Raw genomic sequence first — 13180 nt, forward strand, 5'->3', positions numbered from 1 at the left:
GTACCCCCCGCGTCGGCGTGCGCCGGGTCGGCGCACGGTCCCGCCCCGCACCCGGCGGCTCCGCCCGGGGCCGGGTCGGGGCGGCCGGGGGCGGCGAGGGGTCGGGTGAGCGCGGCCAGGGCTTCGTCCAGGGCGCGTTCGGCGTCGGTGGCGTCGGCGGGGGTCATCCCGAGCCGGTCTCGTCGGCGGTGTCGGCTTCGGCCGCCCACCGCAGGGCCAGCGCGGCGGCCTTGCGGGAGGCCTCGGCGACCGCTTCGGCGGGGTCGGCCCCGGTGGCTTGGGCCTGCGCCGCCGCGTAACCGACCAGGAAGGTGGTCAGCGGGGCGGCGGGGCGGGCGACGCCGTGGGCGGCGTCGCGGGCGAGGTCGAGCAGGGTCTTGGTGTCGACGGCGACGTCGATGCCCAGCTCGTTCTTGACGGCGGTGATCCATTCGTCCAGCACGGACCCATGCTCCCTGATCCGGGCACGCGCGGCCGCGAGATCGTCCCAGGTGTCGCAGTCGAAGGAGGCGAGGGGCGCGGCCGCGCTCACCCGGGCCAGCTCCAGCCCGGCGGTCAGCGCGCGCAGCGGCAGCCCGCCGAGGCTCCCGTGCTCGGCGGCCAGCAGGGCGGTCCCGCGGCGCAGCGACGCGGCCCGGTAGGCGGCGACGAGCGGCTGGTCCCGCCCGTCGGCGTCGCGCAGCAGGGCCCCGTCCACGGGTGCGCCCGACGGGGCGGCCCCGGCCGCGGCGGTGCGCAGCGCCCGTACCGTCTCCCGGTCCAGGAACGGCAGGTCCGCGGAGAGTACGAGCACCCACTCGGCGTCGGTGTGCCGCAGCCCGGCGGCCAGCGCGGCCAGCGGACCGCCCCCGGGCGGCTCCTCGCGGGTCCAGCGCACCGGCCGGGAGGTGGGGCGGCGGCCGCCGACCACGACGGTGTCCGCCGCGTCGGCACAGGCGTCGAGCACCCGGTCGAGCAGGGCCCGCCCTCCGACGCTCAAGGCGGGCTTGTCGGCGCCGCCGAGCCGTCGCGCGGCGCCGCCGGCCAACACGATCGCGTGGTACGTCATGTCCCGAGTATGCGGGGGCCGTGTCGCGCGCCGCGGACCCCGCTGGGCCGGTGTGTACGTGGCCCGGAGAGCAGGGTGGACGGCACCGCCCGGGGGAAGACCCGCGCCCCGCCGCCCCCTTGCGGGGGTGGCGGGGCGCGGGCGACGCCGGGGTGCGGGGGACAGGGGAGCCGGGGCTACAGGTACGGCCCGGAACGGATGGCCCCGTGGCCGCCGTCCTCGTCGTCCTCGTGGCCGGAGCCGGGCGGCAGCGCGCGGCGCATCTGCTCCAACTGGGCCCGGGCCGCCATCTGCTGGGCGAACAGGGCGGTCTGGATGCCGTGGAAGAGACCTTCCAGCCAGCCCACCAACTGGGCCTGCGCGATGCGCAGTTCCGCCTCGGAGGGAATGGCCTCCTCGGTGAACGGCAGGGAGAGCCGCTCCAGTTCCTCGACCAGCTCGGGAGCCAGTCCGTCTTCGAGCTCCTTGACCGAAGCGGCGTGGATGTCCTTGAGGCGGACGCGGCTCGCCTCGTCGAGAGGAGCGGCGCGGACCTCTTCCAGGAGCTGCTTGATCATGCTGCCGATCCGCATGACCTTGGCGGGTTGTTCGACCATCTCCGTCACCGGGACCTCGCGAGACTCGTCTTCGGCGCCGCCGACCGCCGTCCCGTCCTGTCCCACGATGAGGACGTGCGGGGGGCTGTCCTGCGACCGGTCACTCGTCGGCATCTCCATGCCGCCCATTCTCTCGCACACCTTCGTACTCACACGGTGTGCCCCCGGACAGGCGTGATCCAACCTGTCCGGGGCACCGGCATCAGCCCGTGGCCCGGCGGGCCAGCGCGCCGTTGGAGCGGGTGACCAGGGCGGCGAGCAGGGCCGCCCCGAGCGGGACCAGGATCAGCAGCCCGGCGACGGTCTCCCACGGCACCTCGATGGGCACCCAGGGCGCGGGGGTCCCGGCCGGCTCGTTGCCGTTCGCGACGAGGTTCTCGTAGAGGTGCATCTGGTCGCGCCGCTCGACGAGCCGGAGCCCGGCCGCGGGCAGGATGCCCGCCGCGGAGCCCAGGACCACGCCCATCAGGGCCACCACCCCGCACTGGAAGCCGCTGAGCGTGCGCCGCACCCGCGGGGGTGCGCCGACCGCGGCCAGGGTCTTCAGGTCGGCCTCGGAGTCCGCCTGGGCGAGGCCGGTGGCGATGCCCGCCGCGCCGATGGTGACGAGACCCGCGAACAGGGCCAGGGCCAGCGTGGTGATGTCGGAGGGCGCCTGGTAGCCGGATTCGACGAAGACGTCGGCGTCCGAGCCCAGCCGGTCCAGGTCGCCGGCCAGCTGCTGGCGCTGGGTGGAGGAGAGCGTGCCGTCGAGGGTGAAGTACGCGCCGAAGGGGGCGCTCTCGATCCCGGCGGCCTTGACCGCGGTGGGGGGCAGGATCAGCTGGATCCCGTACCCCTCGGTGTTCGCCGGCGCCTCGTGGACGGGGAACACCTTGTCCTGGCCCGGCAGTTCCTTGTGGGTGGACTTGGCCGCGTTGGCCTTCTCCAAGTCCGTGATCAGCCGGATGGTGACCTTGCCGTCCTTGACGTTGCGCTTGTCGAAGGAGACGGCCCGGCCCGACTTGAGGGCCGAGACCGTGCCCGGGTCGGTGACCGCCAGGGCGGTCAGCAGCTTTTCGTCGGCGACGACCGTCTCGTACCGCGTGGAGTGCTCGGAGCGTGCGCAGCGCCAGTCGGCGAGCAGCTTCTTCTGCTCTGCCAGGCCGAAGGAAGCGGGCCCGTGCTCGGCCTCGTCGAGGGGGCAGCGCTGCTCCTTGGGCACGATGACCTCGGCCCGGCCGCAGCCCTTGACGACGTCTCCGTACCGCTCGCAGTTGGCCTTGCCGACGACGAGCCGGTCCACGTCGGCCCGTACGCCCAGCGGGTACTGCCGGGCGAGGGCGTCGCGGACGGCGGGCACGTCACGGTAGGCGCCGGTCTCGTTGACGATGGCGTAGCCGGAGCCGCCGGGCAGCTTGGCGACGTACTCGTGCGCGCCCTGGACGTCCCGGCTGTGCTGGAACGTCGCCACGGCGACGGTGCCGGCCACGGCGGCCAGGACAGCGGCCACGGCGGGGGCCGTGCGGCCGCGGTTGCGCACCGCGTCGCGCAGGGCGAGCCGCGGCGAGAGCGGCAGCCAGCGCCCGAGCCGGCCGAACAGGCCGACCAGCATCGGGGTCATGGCGACGATGCCCAGCTCGGCGATGGCGCTGCCACCGGCGACCACCACGAAGCCCATGCCGGACACCGTGCCGTAGAGGGCGATGGCGACGCCCCCGGCGAGGGCGAGCAGGCCGAGGACCGGCAGGATCCGGTTGGACTTGCGGACCCCGCGGCGGCCGGTGAGCGAGGCGAGCACGCTCTGCCGGGAGGCGGTGACGGCCGGGGCGATCGCGGCCACCAGGCCGGTCAGTACGGCCAGCAGGGCGATCCCGGCGAGTTCCAGAGGCCTCAGGTCGAACCCGGCGAAGCGGACGCCGAGCTGTTCCTCCAGCAGCGGCCGCAAGGCCACGGTGAGGGCCACGCCGATGCCGGTGCCGATGACGGCCGCCGTGGCGCCGATCACCAGGCCGCCCGAGAGCACGATCGACCGGATGTGGCGCCGGTCACCGCCGTTGGCGCCGACCAGGCCGAGCTGGCGGCGCGAGCGCCGGGCGCCGACCGCGAAGGCGGGTCCGGCCAGCAGGCAGACCTCCAGGAGGGCCAGACCGACGACGGTCGCGGCGATGGCCATCTCGGTGGTGCGGCTCGCTTCGCCCGTGAACTGGTTCCGGGGCTCCTGCTTGAAGAGGGGGACGTCGGAGTCGGCCGGCGGGTCCAGCATGACGGCGCGGGAGAGGACGGCCGCACCCTTGCTGTTGGCCTCCTTCACCATGTTCCACGTGAAACCTTCGCCGCCCACCTTCACGAGGTAGGTGTCGGTGCTCCGCATGCTGTTCATCCCGGCCTCGGTGAGGGCGCGTTCGAGCGGTGCGAGCAGGGTTCCGGGCGGGGCGAGCAGCTCGGAGGTCTTGAGATGGCTGGGCAGTTCGTAGGCGCCGACGATCTTGTACGGCGTCTTCATGCCGCGCGGGGTGACCTCGGAGCCGATGGAGTAACCGGACTCCTCGAGGAACGCGTTGGTGGCGACGACCTCGCCGCTCTGTCGCGGCAGCCGCCCGCGGTCGAGCGTGAGCAGCCCCTCGACCAGCGGGCTGGCGGCGTCCACTTCGCGCATCTGGGTGTTGAGCAGCCCGTGCGTGGTCCGCACCTTGCCGTAGCCGAGGCTGTTCTTGACGCTCTCGGCGCCGGCCGGGATCGCGCCCTTGGCGGTGTCCTGTCGCTCGCTGTCCTTGGCCGGAGCGAAGTCCTTGTAGCCGCCGACGGGCGCGTAGCTCTCGCCGTCGGGCCGCTGGTAGATGGGGACGCCGAGGCCCGAGCTGCGCAGCTCGGCGTCGGCGGTGCCGAGTTGGCGGTCCAGGGACTGGTCGGGGGAGAGCGCGGCGCTGCGCAGGGTGAGGTCGGCGGCGCTCACCCCGATGACGGGCAGCGCCAGCATGGCGAGGACCAGGGCGCTGCGGCCCTTGGCGCGCCAGGCATCGCGGCGGGCGATCCGCAGGGCCGCGATCCAGGAGTGGTACCAGGTCCTCACTGGGCGGTCCCCAGACCCGACAGCAGGGAGTCGGCCTGGGAGCGCGTGGTCTCGTCGACGACGCCGCCGTCGCGCAGGAAGACCACCCGGTCCGCCCAGGCCGCGAAGCGCGGCTCGTGGGTGACCATGACGCCGGCGGCGCCCGCGTCACAGCGGGAGCGCAGCAGACCCAGGACGGACTCACCGGTCTCGGAGTCCAGGGCGCCGGTCGGCTCGTCGGCCAGGACCAGGCGGCGGTCGCCGACCAGGGCGCGGGCGATGGCCACGCGCTGCTGCTGGCCGCCGGACATCTCGTCGGGGAAGCAGTCGGCGAGGTGGGCCAGACCCATCTCCTCCAGGGCGGCCAGGGCGGAGACGCGGGCCTTGCGGGCCGAGGTGCCGTCCAGTTCGCGGGGCAGGGACACGTTCTCGGCGGCGGTGAGGGCCGGTATGAGGTTGTAGTCCTGGAAGACGTAGCCGATGCTGCGGCGGCGCAGGGCGGCCAGCTGCTTGCGGCTCGCGGTGGTGATGTCGGTGCCCTCGACGATGACGCGCCCGCCGCTGGGGGTGTCGAGGCCGCCCGCGAGGGTCAGCAGGGTGGATTTGCCGGAGCCGGAGGGGCCCATGACGGCGACGAGTTCCCCGGGGTACACGGAGAGGTTGATGCCGCGCAGGGCGTGGACCTCGGTGGCGCCGCTGCCGTGCGTGCGCACGAGCTGGTCCAGCTGGAGGACGGGCTGCTGGTGGTCCTGGGCGGGACGGCCGGGGTGCGGGTGCTGGTGCTGGTCAGGCATGCGGAAGTCCCCCTTGGGACGGCTGTGCGGTGGTGGCGGAGGCGGAGGCGGCCGGGGCCGGGTCGGGTCGGGGATCGGCCGCGGGTGGTGTGGGCGGTACGGCTCCCCGCTCGGCCAGGACGGAGAGCCGTACCAGCCGCGATTCGGAGTGGTCGAGCCAGCGGGCCTCGGCCTCGGTCTGGAAGATCAGCTGCTCGACGACCAGCAGCCAGGCCACGTCGTCGCGTTCCTGGGACTTCCCGCTCTCGATGGCGGCGAGCGCCTGTGCCTTGAGGCGGGTGTAGTCCTGCATCGCTCGGATCGTGGCGTGGCGCTGGGCCTGGATGACGGCGCGGACGTCCACGCCGGGTGCGCCCACGGCCATGGCGAGCTTGATCGACAGCTCGTCGCGGGGCGGGTTCGTGCGGTCGACGGGGCGTTCGTACCAGCCGCGCAGTTCGTGGCGGCCGGTGTCGGTGATGGCGTAGAGGGTGTGGCCCGCGGCGTCCTCGCCGCCGGGGGCGACCAGGCCGTCGCGCTCGAGCCGGGCGAGGGTCGTGTAGACCTGCCCGACGTTGAGGGGCCAGGTGGATCCGGTGCGGGATTCGAACTCGGTGCGCAGCTGAGAGCCGTACCGAGGTCCCCGTTCCAGTAGGGCGAGAAGGCCGTGGCGAATGGACATACTCAGTATGTATACCGAGTATGCAGGCCGCGACAACCGTCTTGGGGTGTAGTCCGAAAGGGGGATGGGGCCTCGGTCAGCCCCGGCGCAGCCGCATTCCCATGTAGCCGAGACCCACTCCCATCAGGGCGAATCCCGTGCCGAGCGGCAGTATGTGCGCGGCCAGATCGGCGGCCCGCTCGTTGGGGCCGGTCCCCAGCGCCTGGGCCGGCGGCGCGGCCGACGGGGGCGGCTGGGTGCGCGGGGGCGCGATCTGTTCGACGGGGCGCGGCCGCATCGGGAGCGGGCGGGAGGCCAGTACGGTCTCCGGATTCGCGGGCTCGTCGGCCGGCCGGCCGGGGTGTTCGCGTCCGGCGCCCGCGGCGCTGCCCGCCAGCTCGTCGTCCGTGGGCCCGTCGGGCCTCGGCAGGACGTGGCGGACCGGGGCGGGGGCGGTGTGGGCGGGCGCGATGCGCGCGGTGACGACGCGGGTGGCGGCGGTGCGGGCGTGCGCGGCGTGTGCGGCCTGCGCGGGCGTCGCGGCCAGGGTCGTGACGGCGCTGGTGAGGGCGGGCGTGAGGGCGGCGACGGCCAGCGCGGTGCCGGCGAGCCGACGGAGGTACTGCGTCACGGGGAGCCCCTCCCGTCCGAGCGACCGAGGTGTTCCGCTCAGATTTACATGGTGGGGCAAAAGCGGCATCCCGGGCGCCCCATCAGGGGTGCCCGGGATGCCGTTGTCCTGCGAATGCCGCTACTGCGGGTCTCCGGTCGAGACGACCAGGGTGAACTCGGCGCCGTTCTTCGGCACGTCGGTCGAGGCCGCGGGCAGCTGCTCCAGCACCGTGTCCTGGCCGTACACCGCCTCGTCGCGGGTCTGGATCGTGACCTTCCACCCCGCGGCCTGGATGCACTCCTTCACGGAGCGGACGTTCTTGTACCGGAAGTCCGGCGCGTCGACCTTCGTCGCGTCGCTGTACGACTTCATGGCTTCCTTGCACTTCGACGGGTCGATCGTGCGGGTGGTGTCCGGGCCCTTGTGGCCGCCCTTGGCCGAGGGCGAGGTGCTCGCGGAGGAGGCCACGGTCGGCTCGTCGGTGCCGCCCCCGCCATCGTTCATCGAGAGCGCCGTGATCAGGCCGCCGATCGCGAGCAGGGCCACCACGATCGCCCCGACGATCACCGGGGTGTTGCGGTCGCCGCCCGAGGAGCCGCCGCTGCCGCCGCTCGCGGAACCGCTCTGGGTGACCGGGGAGATCGTGAAGGGCGGCGGGGTCTGCGGCGCGTGCGGGGCGTACTGGGCGTGCTGCTGGGGCACCGGCGGCGGGGTGTGCTGCTGCTGGGGCGGGTAGGCGTACCCGTGCGGCGGCGGCGTCTGCTGGTGCTGCGCGGCGGGAGTCGGGGGCCCGTACGGCGACGGCTGGTACGGCTGCTGCAGGGACTGCTGCGGCGGGGCCTGGAATCCCGAGTCCACCGGCGGGAAGACCGCCGAGGACACGCCGGCGCCGCTGCTCACGGGCGCGCCCGGAACGATCGAGGGAGCCGCGGTCTGCCCCGCCGACAGCACGCGCAGCACCTCGTCGCGCATGGCGGCGGCCGTGGGGAAGCGCTCGTTCGGGTTCTTCTTCAGCGCGCGGGCGACCAGCGAGTCCATCGCGGGCGTCACCGCGCGGTTGATGGAGGACGGCGTGACCGGCTCCTCCTGCACGTGCGCGTACGCGATCGCCAGCGGGGAGTCCGCTTCGAACGGCAGTCGGCCCGTCAGCAGCTGGAAGAGCATGATGCCGACCGAGTAGAGGTCGGAGCGCGCGTCGACGGCCCGGCCGAGCGCCTGCTCGGGGGAGAGGTACTGAGGCGTGCCCACGACCATGCCGGTCTGGGTCATGGACGTGACACCGGACTGCATGGCGCGCGCGATGCCGAAGTCCATGACCTTGACCACGCCGCGCTTGGTCATCATCACGTTGCCCGGCTTGATGTCCCGGTGGACCAGGCCCATCTCGTGGGAGGTCTCCAGGGCGGCCAGCACGTCGGCGGTCACCTTGAGGGCCTTGTCGGCCGGCATCGCCCCGTACTGCGTGATGTCCGACTGGAGGGCCGAGCCGAGCGGCTGTCCCTCGACGTACTCCATGACGATGTACGGCATGAGCATGCCGTCCAGGTCACCCTCGCCGGTATCGAACACCGACACGATGTTGGTGTGCGACAGTTTCGCTACAGCCTGGGCCTCGCGGCGGAAGCGCTCGCGGAAGGACTGCTCGCGTCCCAACTCGCTGTGCAGCGTCTTGATGGCGACCTGGCGGTCGAGCGCGGAGTCGTACGCGAGGTACACGGACGCCATGCCGCCCTCGCCGAGCAAGTCCCGCAGCTGGTAACGGCCACCGGCCAAGGACCCGCCTGCGTACCGGCCCTCAGTGCCGTCCTGGCTCATGACTTCTGCTTCCCCTCGGCGGTGTGCGTACGCGTCTGACAGAGCGCATATCGCGCCCAGTCTGCCGGAGGGCAAGCCCACGTCAAGCCAGGTACCCGTTCCGTGACCACACGGGGACAGGACCTCGACCCCGGTCGGCGAGCCGCGCCGAGGCTGTAGCGTTCATCGGAGCACTCCGAACAAGACCCACCGCTTGTGCGGCCCAGAGAGACGACGGCGAGGACTGATGGCACCCGAACCCGAGGGAAACGGCGCCGGGATGGCTGATGGTCCTGAGCACTGGGGCGCCGGCGGGATCGTGGGTGACGGCCGGTACCGGCTGACCCACCGCCTCGGCCGGGGCGGCATGGCGGAGGTGTTCGCCGCCGAGGACGTCCGTCTCGGACGCACCGTCGCGGTCAAGCTGCTGCGCGCGGACCTCGCCGAGGACCCGGTCTCCAAGGCCCGCTTCACCCGCGAGGCACAGTCGGTCGCGGGCCTGAACCACCACGCCGTCGTCGCGGTCTACGACTCGGGCGAGGACCGGGTCGGCCCCAACGTCGTTCCGTACATCGTGATGGAGCTGGTCGAGGGCCGCACCATCCGCGACCTGCTGATCAGCGCCGAGGCCCCGGGCCCCGACCAGGCGCTGATCATCGTGTCCGGCGTGCTGGAGGCCCTGGCCTACTCGCACCAGCACGGCATCGTGCACCGCGACATCAAGCCCGCCAACGTCATCATCACCAACACCGGTGCGGTGAAGGTGATGGACTTCGGCATCGCGCGCGCCCTGCACGGCGCGCAGTCGACGATGACCCAGACCGGCATGGTCATGGGCACCCCGCAGTACCTCTCCCCGGAGCAGGCCCTCGGCAAGGCCGTCGACCACCGCTCCGACCTGTACGCGACCGGCTGTCTGCTGTACGAACTGCTCGCGCTGCGGCCCCCGTTCACGGGCGAGACCCCGCTCTCGGTGGTCTACCAGCACGTGCAGGACGCGCCGGTGCCGCCCTCGCAGCTGCCCGAGGGCCACGCGATCCCGCAGGAGCTCGACGGCCTGGTCATGCGCTCCCTGGCCAAGGACCCGGACGACCGGTTCCAGAGCGCCGAGGAGATGCGCGGTCTGGTCGGGTACGCCCTCCAGATGCTCCAGGACCAGGGCGCGAACACGGGCACCTGGAACACCGGGCCGGTCACCATGTCGCTGCCGCACGGGCGCGGCGGGGCTCCGACCTCCGGCATGCCGATGGGGAACGCGGGCGGCCGCCAGCAGTACCCCTCGAACGCCACGACCTCGCAGTTCCAGCAGCCGATGGTGCCGCCGCTGAACCCGGACGACGGCTCGGCCTTCCCCGGCGGCGGTGGCTACCACGACGGCGGCCAGGGGAACGGGCACGGCCAGGGCGGCTCCGGCGGCGGCCGCTGGAAGATGGTCCTCTTCGCGGCGCTCGCGGTGATCGCGATCGCGGCGGGGGTGGTCTTCGCCCTGGACCAGACCGGCAGCAAGGGCAAGACCGGCGGCACCGAGCAGAGCAGCTCGCAGAGCCCGCCCAGCAGCGAGCAGAGCCAGCCCAGCAGCCCGCAGGACTCGCCCTCGGACTCGACCGAGCCCTCGCGTTCGCGCGAGAGCTACTCGTCGACCCCGAACCGGTCGCGGTCGGCGAGCGCCAGCCCGACGCCGACGCCGTCGGCCACGGAGTCCTCCAGCGCGCCGTCGGAGACCCCGAGCTCCCCGCCGCCGACGAAGCCGACCTCGCCGAAGCCGACGCACAGTGCCTCCCCGCCCGTCGGAGACGGCCCCAACGGCATCTTCGATCAGTAGGGCGCGCACGCAGCGTTCACGGGCCCGGCGGAATTGCTTCCGCCGGGCCCGTAAATGTTCGTGGAGTTGTAGGAAAAGGCTGGTCAGAGGGCGTGTTGGTACTGCCGGTCGGGATTACCCGCCAGCGCGTGCACCGTCACGAACTGCGGTTCGATTCTCATGTAGACGGGGTCGAAGACCGCTCCGTCGATGAAATGCGGACCCGGACCGAAGAGTTCCAGTTCGGCCGTGGTCGGCTCGACGACCTGGGCCGTTCCGGTGAACTGCACCGACCAGAGCCGGGGGTCACCGGTATTGAAGTTGTCGGCGCCGTAGGCGACCACGCTGCCGTTGCAGGCCTGGTGATAACCGAAGCCCGCGTGCATTCTCAGCACCACCTTGCCGTCGACCACGATGTGGCGGGCCAGGGCGAGGAAGGGCAGCGCGTGCATGCTGGTGGCCACACGGCCGTACGGCACCCGGCGCAGCAGTTCGATGGCGTGGAGTTCCTCAGGGGACATGCCGTCCACTGTCCGCCACCGCCGCGGCGCCGGGAAAGAGGAGCCCGCCCCGAGGATCGGGGACGTTGGTCCCGAATCGAACCTCCCGCCGCGTGGCATCACGCGGCGGACGCGGAGTCCGGGCCGGGGCCGGGCCAGGCCAGGCCCTCTAGCGCTTCTCGGCCTGGAGGCGGGCGACGTAGGCGGCGGCCTGGGAGCGGCGCTCCATGCCGAGCTTCGAGAGCAGGCTGGAGACGTAGTTCTTGATCGTCTTCTCGGCCAGGTGCAGCCGCTCGCCGATCACGCGGTTCGTCAGGCCCTCGCCGATCAGGTCGAGGATCTTGCGTTCCTGCTCGGTGAGGTTCGAGAGGCGGTCGTCGCCCTTGCCCTTCTTGCCGTCGCGCAGGCGCTCCAGCACCCGCGCCGTGGCGACGGGGTCCAGCAGCGACTTGCCGGCCGCCACGTCACGGACGGCGTGCAGCAGCTCGTTGCCCCGGATGGCCTTCAGGACGTATCCGGAGGCACCGGCCATGATCGCGTCGAACAGCGCTTCGTCATCGGCGAACGAGGTCAGCATCAGGCACTTGATGTCCTCGTTGCCGGAGCGCACCTCGCGGCAGACCTCGACTCCGCTGCCGTCGGGCAGGCGGACATCGAGCACGGCGACGTCGGGGCGGGTCGCCGGGATGCGGACCAGGGCGTCGGCCGCGGTACCGGCTTCACCGACGATCTCGATGTCCTCTTCGACCGACAAGAGCTCATAGACACCTCGGCGTACCACTTCGTGGTCGTCCAGGAGGAATACCTTGATTTTTCCGTCTTCGCGCACAGAATCAGTTTCACACACTCACCTCTTCCCTGCCGCAAGCCGCCGGGATAACGTGCCGTTGTTCCGGCCCCCTGCAAGGCTGTGACCAGTGGTTGTTCCCGGATCCTCGGATTTACTTGGAAATCCAAGCAAAATCGCAGGTCAAACGGGGTTTCGCAGATATGCGACGCACTGGGTAACGTGCATTGCGCAGGGCACTCGCCGGGGCACCTGTCACGCCTGAATCCCCACCGCGACGCACCCACCCCGTGCGCGCGCAAGGATTGGGCGAGCCGCACTGGTCCCCGGAGAACCCGGGTGCCGGACCGACGGAGGAGCACACGTGACCGTGGAGAGCACTGCCGCGCGCAAGCCGCGACGCAGCAGCGGCACCAAGCGAGCGGCTGGCGCCGCGAGCGCCGGCAAGACCGCCGCAGCCGCTGCCGCAGCCGCAAAGGGTGCCGAGCCCCAGCTCGTACAGCTGCTGACGCCCGAGGGACACCGGGTGTCGGCCGCGGACCATCCTGAGAACGCGGAATTCATGGCCTTCGTCGAGGACATCACGGGAGACGACCTGCGCGGTCTCTACCGCGACATGGTCCTGACCCGCCGCTTCGACGGCGAGGCCACCGCGCTCCAGCGCCAGGGCGAGCTGGGCCTGTGGGCCTCGCTGCTGGGCCAGGAAGCCGCCCAGATCGGCAGCGCCCGCGCGCTGAACGACGAGGACTACGTCTTTCCCACTTACCGCGAGCACGGTGTGGCCTGGTGCCGCGGGGTCGATCCGACCAACCTGCTGGGCATGTTCCGTGGTGTGAACCACGGCGGATGGGACCCCAACCTCAACAACTTCCACCTGTACACGATCGTCATCGGCTCGCAGACGCTGCACGCGACCGGGTACGCGATGGGCGTGGCCAAGGACGGCGCGGATTCCGCGGTCATCGCGTACTTCGGTGACGGCGCCTCCAGCCAGGGCGACGTGGCCGAGGCGTTCACGTTCTCGGCGGTCTACAACTCCCCCGTGGTGTTCTTCTGCCAGAACAACCAGTGGGCGATCTCCGAGCCCACCGAGCGCCAGATGCGCGTCCCGCTCTACCAGCGCGCCCAGGGCTTCGGCTTCCCGGGCGTCCGGGTCGACGGCAACGACGTCCTGGCCTGCCTGGCCGTGACCCGCTGGGCCCTGGACCGCGCGCGCCGCGGCGAGGGTCCGACGCTGGTCGAGGCGTTCACGTACCGCATGGGTGCGCACACCACCTCGGACGATCCGACGAAGTACCGGCGGGACGAGGAGCGCGCGGCCTGGGAGGCCAAGGACCCGATCCTGCGCCTGAAGACCCACCTGCTCGAGAGCGGAGCCGCCGACGAGGCGTTCTTCGAGGAGCTGGAGACCGAGAGCGAGACCCTCGGCAAGCACGTCCGCGAGGTCGTGCGGGCCATGCCCGACCCGGACACCATGGCGATCTTCGAGAACGTCTATGCGGACGGGCACGCGCTCGTCGACGAGGAGCGCGCACAGTTCGCCGCCTACCTCGCGTCCTTCGAGGGTGGGGAGTGA

Annotated in this window: 11 protein-coding genes; 2 read left to right on the forward strand and 9 right to left on the reverse strand. The window is 72.2% G+C overall.

Annotation, left to right across the window (positions count from 1 at the left end):
• Window positions 1-163 precede the first annotated feature (163 nt).
• The 7 genes from ABT084_RS22105 to ABT084_RS22135 form a co-directional block, all read right to left on the reverse strand.
• Window positions 164-1048, reverse strand: coding sequence for an NTP transferase domain-containing protein (locus tag ABT084_RS22105; RefSeq protein ID WP_351046492.1), 885 nt, complete (start codon window positions 1046-1048; stop codon window positions 164-166).
• A 176-nt stretch (window positions 1049-1224) separates the two neighbouring features.
• The gene (locus ABT084_RS22110; protein ID WP_351046494.1) at window positions 1225-1764 is read right to left on the reverse strand and encodes a bacterial proteasome activator family protein; all 540 of its coding nucleotides are present in this window, start codon (window positions 1762-1764) and stop codon (window positions 1225-1227) included.
• Between the two features lie 82 nt (window positions 1765-1846).
• Window positions 1847-4696 (reverse strand): ABC transporter permease, encoded by a 2850-nt coding sequence (locus ABT084_RS22115; RefSeq protein ID WP_351046495.1) that lies wholly within the window; start codon window positions 4694-4696, stop codon window positions 1847-1849.
• Window positions 4693-5469 carry an ABC transporter ATP-binding protein gene (locus ABT084_RS22120; protein WP_351046498.1) on the reverse strand — a complete coding sequence of 259 codons (777 nt, stop codon included), beginning with the start codon at window positions 5467-5469 and terminating at the stop codon, window positions 4693-4695. The genes ABT084_RS22115 and ABT084_RS22120 overlap by 4 nt, the downstream gene beginning before the upstream one ends.
• Entirely contained in the window at window positions 5462-6130 is a 669-nt protein-coding gene (locus ABT084_RS22125; RefSeq protein WP_351046501.1) for a PadR family transcriptional regulator, read from the reverse strand. Before ABT084_RS22125 ends, ABT084_RS22120 begins: the two co-directional genes overlap by 8 nt.
• Window positions 6131-6206: 76 nt before the next feature.
• Window positions 6207-6740, reverse strand: coding sequence for a hypothetical protein (locus ABT084_RS22130; RefSeq protein WP_351046503.1), 534 nt, complete (start codon window positions 6738-6740; stop codon window positions 6207-6209).
• Window positions 6741-6860: 120 nt separating this feature from the next.
• Window positions 6861-8537, reverse strand: a complete 1677-nt coding sequence (locus ABT084_RS22135) for a protein kinase domain-containing protein (protein WP_351046506.1) — start codon at window positions 8535-8537, stop codon at window positions 6861-6863.
• 226 nt (window positions 8538-8763) lie between these two features.
• Between ABT084_RS22135 and ABT084_RS22140 the strand changes: the two genes are divergently transcribed.
• Window positions 8764-10338, forward strand: a complete 1575-nt coding sequence (locus ABT084_RS22140; protein ID WP_351046509.1) for a protein kinase domain-containing protein — start codon at window positions 8764-8766, stop codon at window positions 10336-10338.
• An 83-nt stretch (window positions 10339-10421) separates the two neighbouring features.
• On the opposite strand, the gene ABT084_RS22145 is transcribed toward ABT084_RS22140, so the two are convergent.
• Both ABT084_RS22145 and ABT084_RS22150 read right to left on the reverse strand, forming a co-directional pair.
• A complete protein-coding gene (locus ABT084_RS22145) occupies window positions 10422-10838 on the reverse strand; it encodes a pyridoxamine 5'-phosphate oxidase family protein (protein WP_351046511.1) in 417 nt (138 codons plus the stop codon).
• 148 nt (window positions 10839-10986) lie between these two features.
• Window positions 10987-11646 (reverse strand): response regulator, encoded by a 660-nt coding sequence (locus tag ABT084_RS22150; RefSeq protein ID WP_351046514.1) that lies wholly within the window; start codon window positions 11644-11646, stop codon window positions 10987-10989.
• Between the two features lie 322 nt (window positions 11647-11968).
• Here ABT084_RS22150 and pdhA point away from each other — a divergent pair, with 322 nt between their 5' ends.
• A complete protein-coding gene (gene pdhA / locus ABT084_RS22155; protein WP_351046517.1) occupies window positions 11969-13180 on the forward strand; it encodes a pyruvate dehydrogenase (acetyl-transferring) E1 component subunit alpha in 1212 nt (403 codons plus the stop codon).

The sequence above is a fragment of the Streptomyces sp. NPDC002138 genome (assembly GCF_040296485.1).
In the GTDB taxonomy this organism is placed as follows: domain Bacteria; phylum Actinomycetota; class Actinomycetes; order Streptomycetales; family Streptomycetaceae; genus Streptomyces.

Excerpts from the sequence above, each read along its gene's own strand:
- ABT084_RS22105 (WP_351046492.1), bottom strand. The coding sequence starts at position 1,048 with ATGACGTACCACGCGATCGTGTTGGCCGGCGGCGCCGCGCGACGGCTC.
- ABT084_RS22110 (WP_351046494.1), bottom strand. The coding sequence starts at position 1,764 with ATGGAGATGCCGACGAGTGACCGGTCGCAGGACAGCCCCCCGCACGTC.
- ABT084_RS22120 (WP_351046498.1), bottom strand. The coding sequence starts at position 5,469 with ATGCCTGACCAGCACCAGCACCCGCACCCCGGCCGTCCCGCCCAGGAC.
- ABT084_RS22125 (WP_351046501.1), bottom strand. The coding sequence starts at position 6,130 with ATGTCCATTCGCCACGGCCTTCTCGCCCTACTGGAACGGGGACCTCGG.
- ABT084_RS22135 (WP_351046506.1), bottom strand. The coding sequence starts at position 8,537 with ATGAGCCAGGACGGCACTGAGGGCCGGTACGCAGGCGGGTCCTTGGCC.
- ABT084_RS22140 (WP_351046509.1), top strand. The coding sequence starts at position 8,764 with ATGGCACCCGAACCCGAGGGAAACGGCGCCGGGATGGCTGATGGTCCT.
- ABT084_RS22145 (WP_351046511.1), bottom strand. The coding sequence starts at position 10,838 with ATGTCCCCTGAGGAACTCCACGCCATCGAACTGCTGCGCCGGGTGCCG.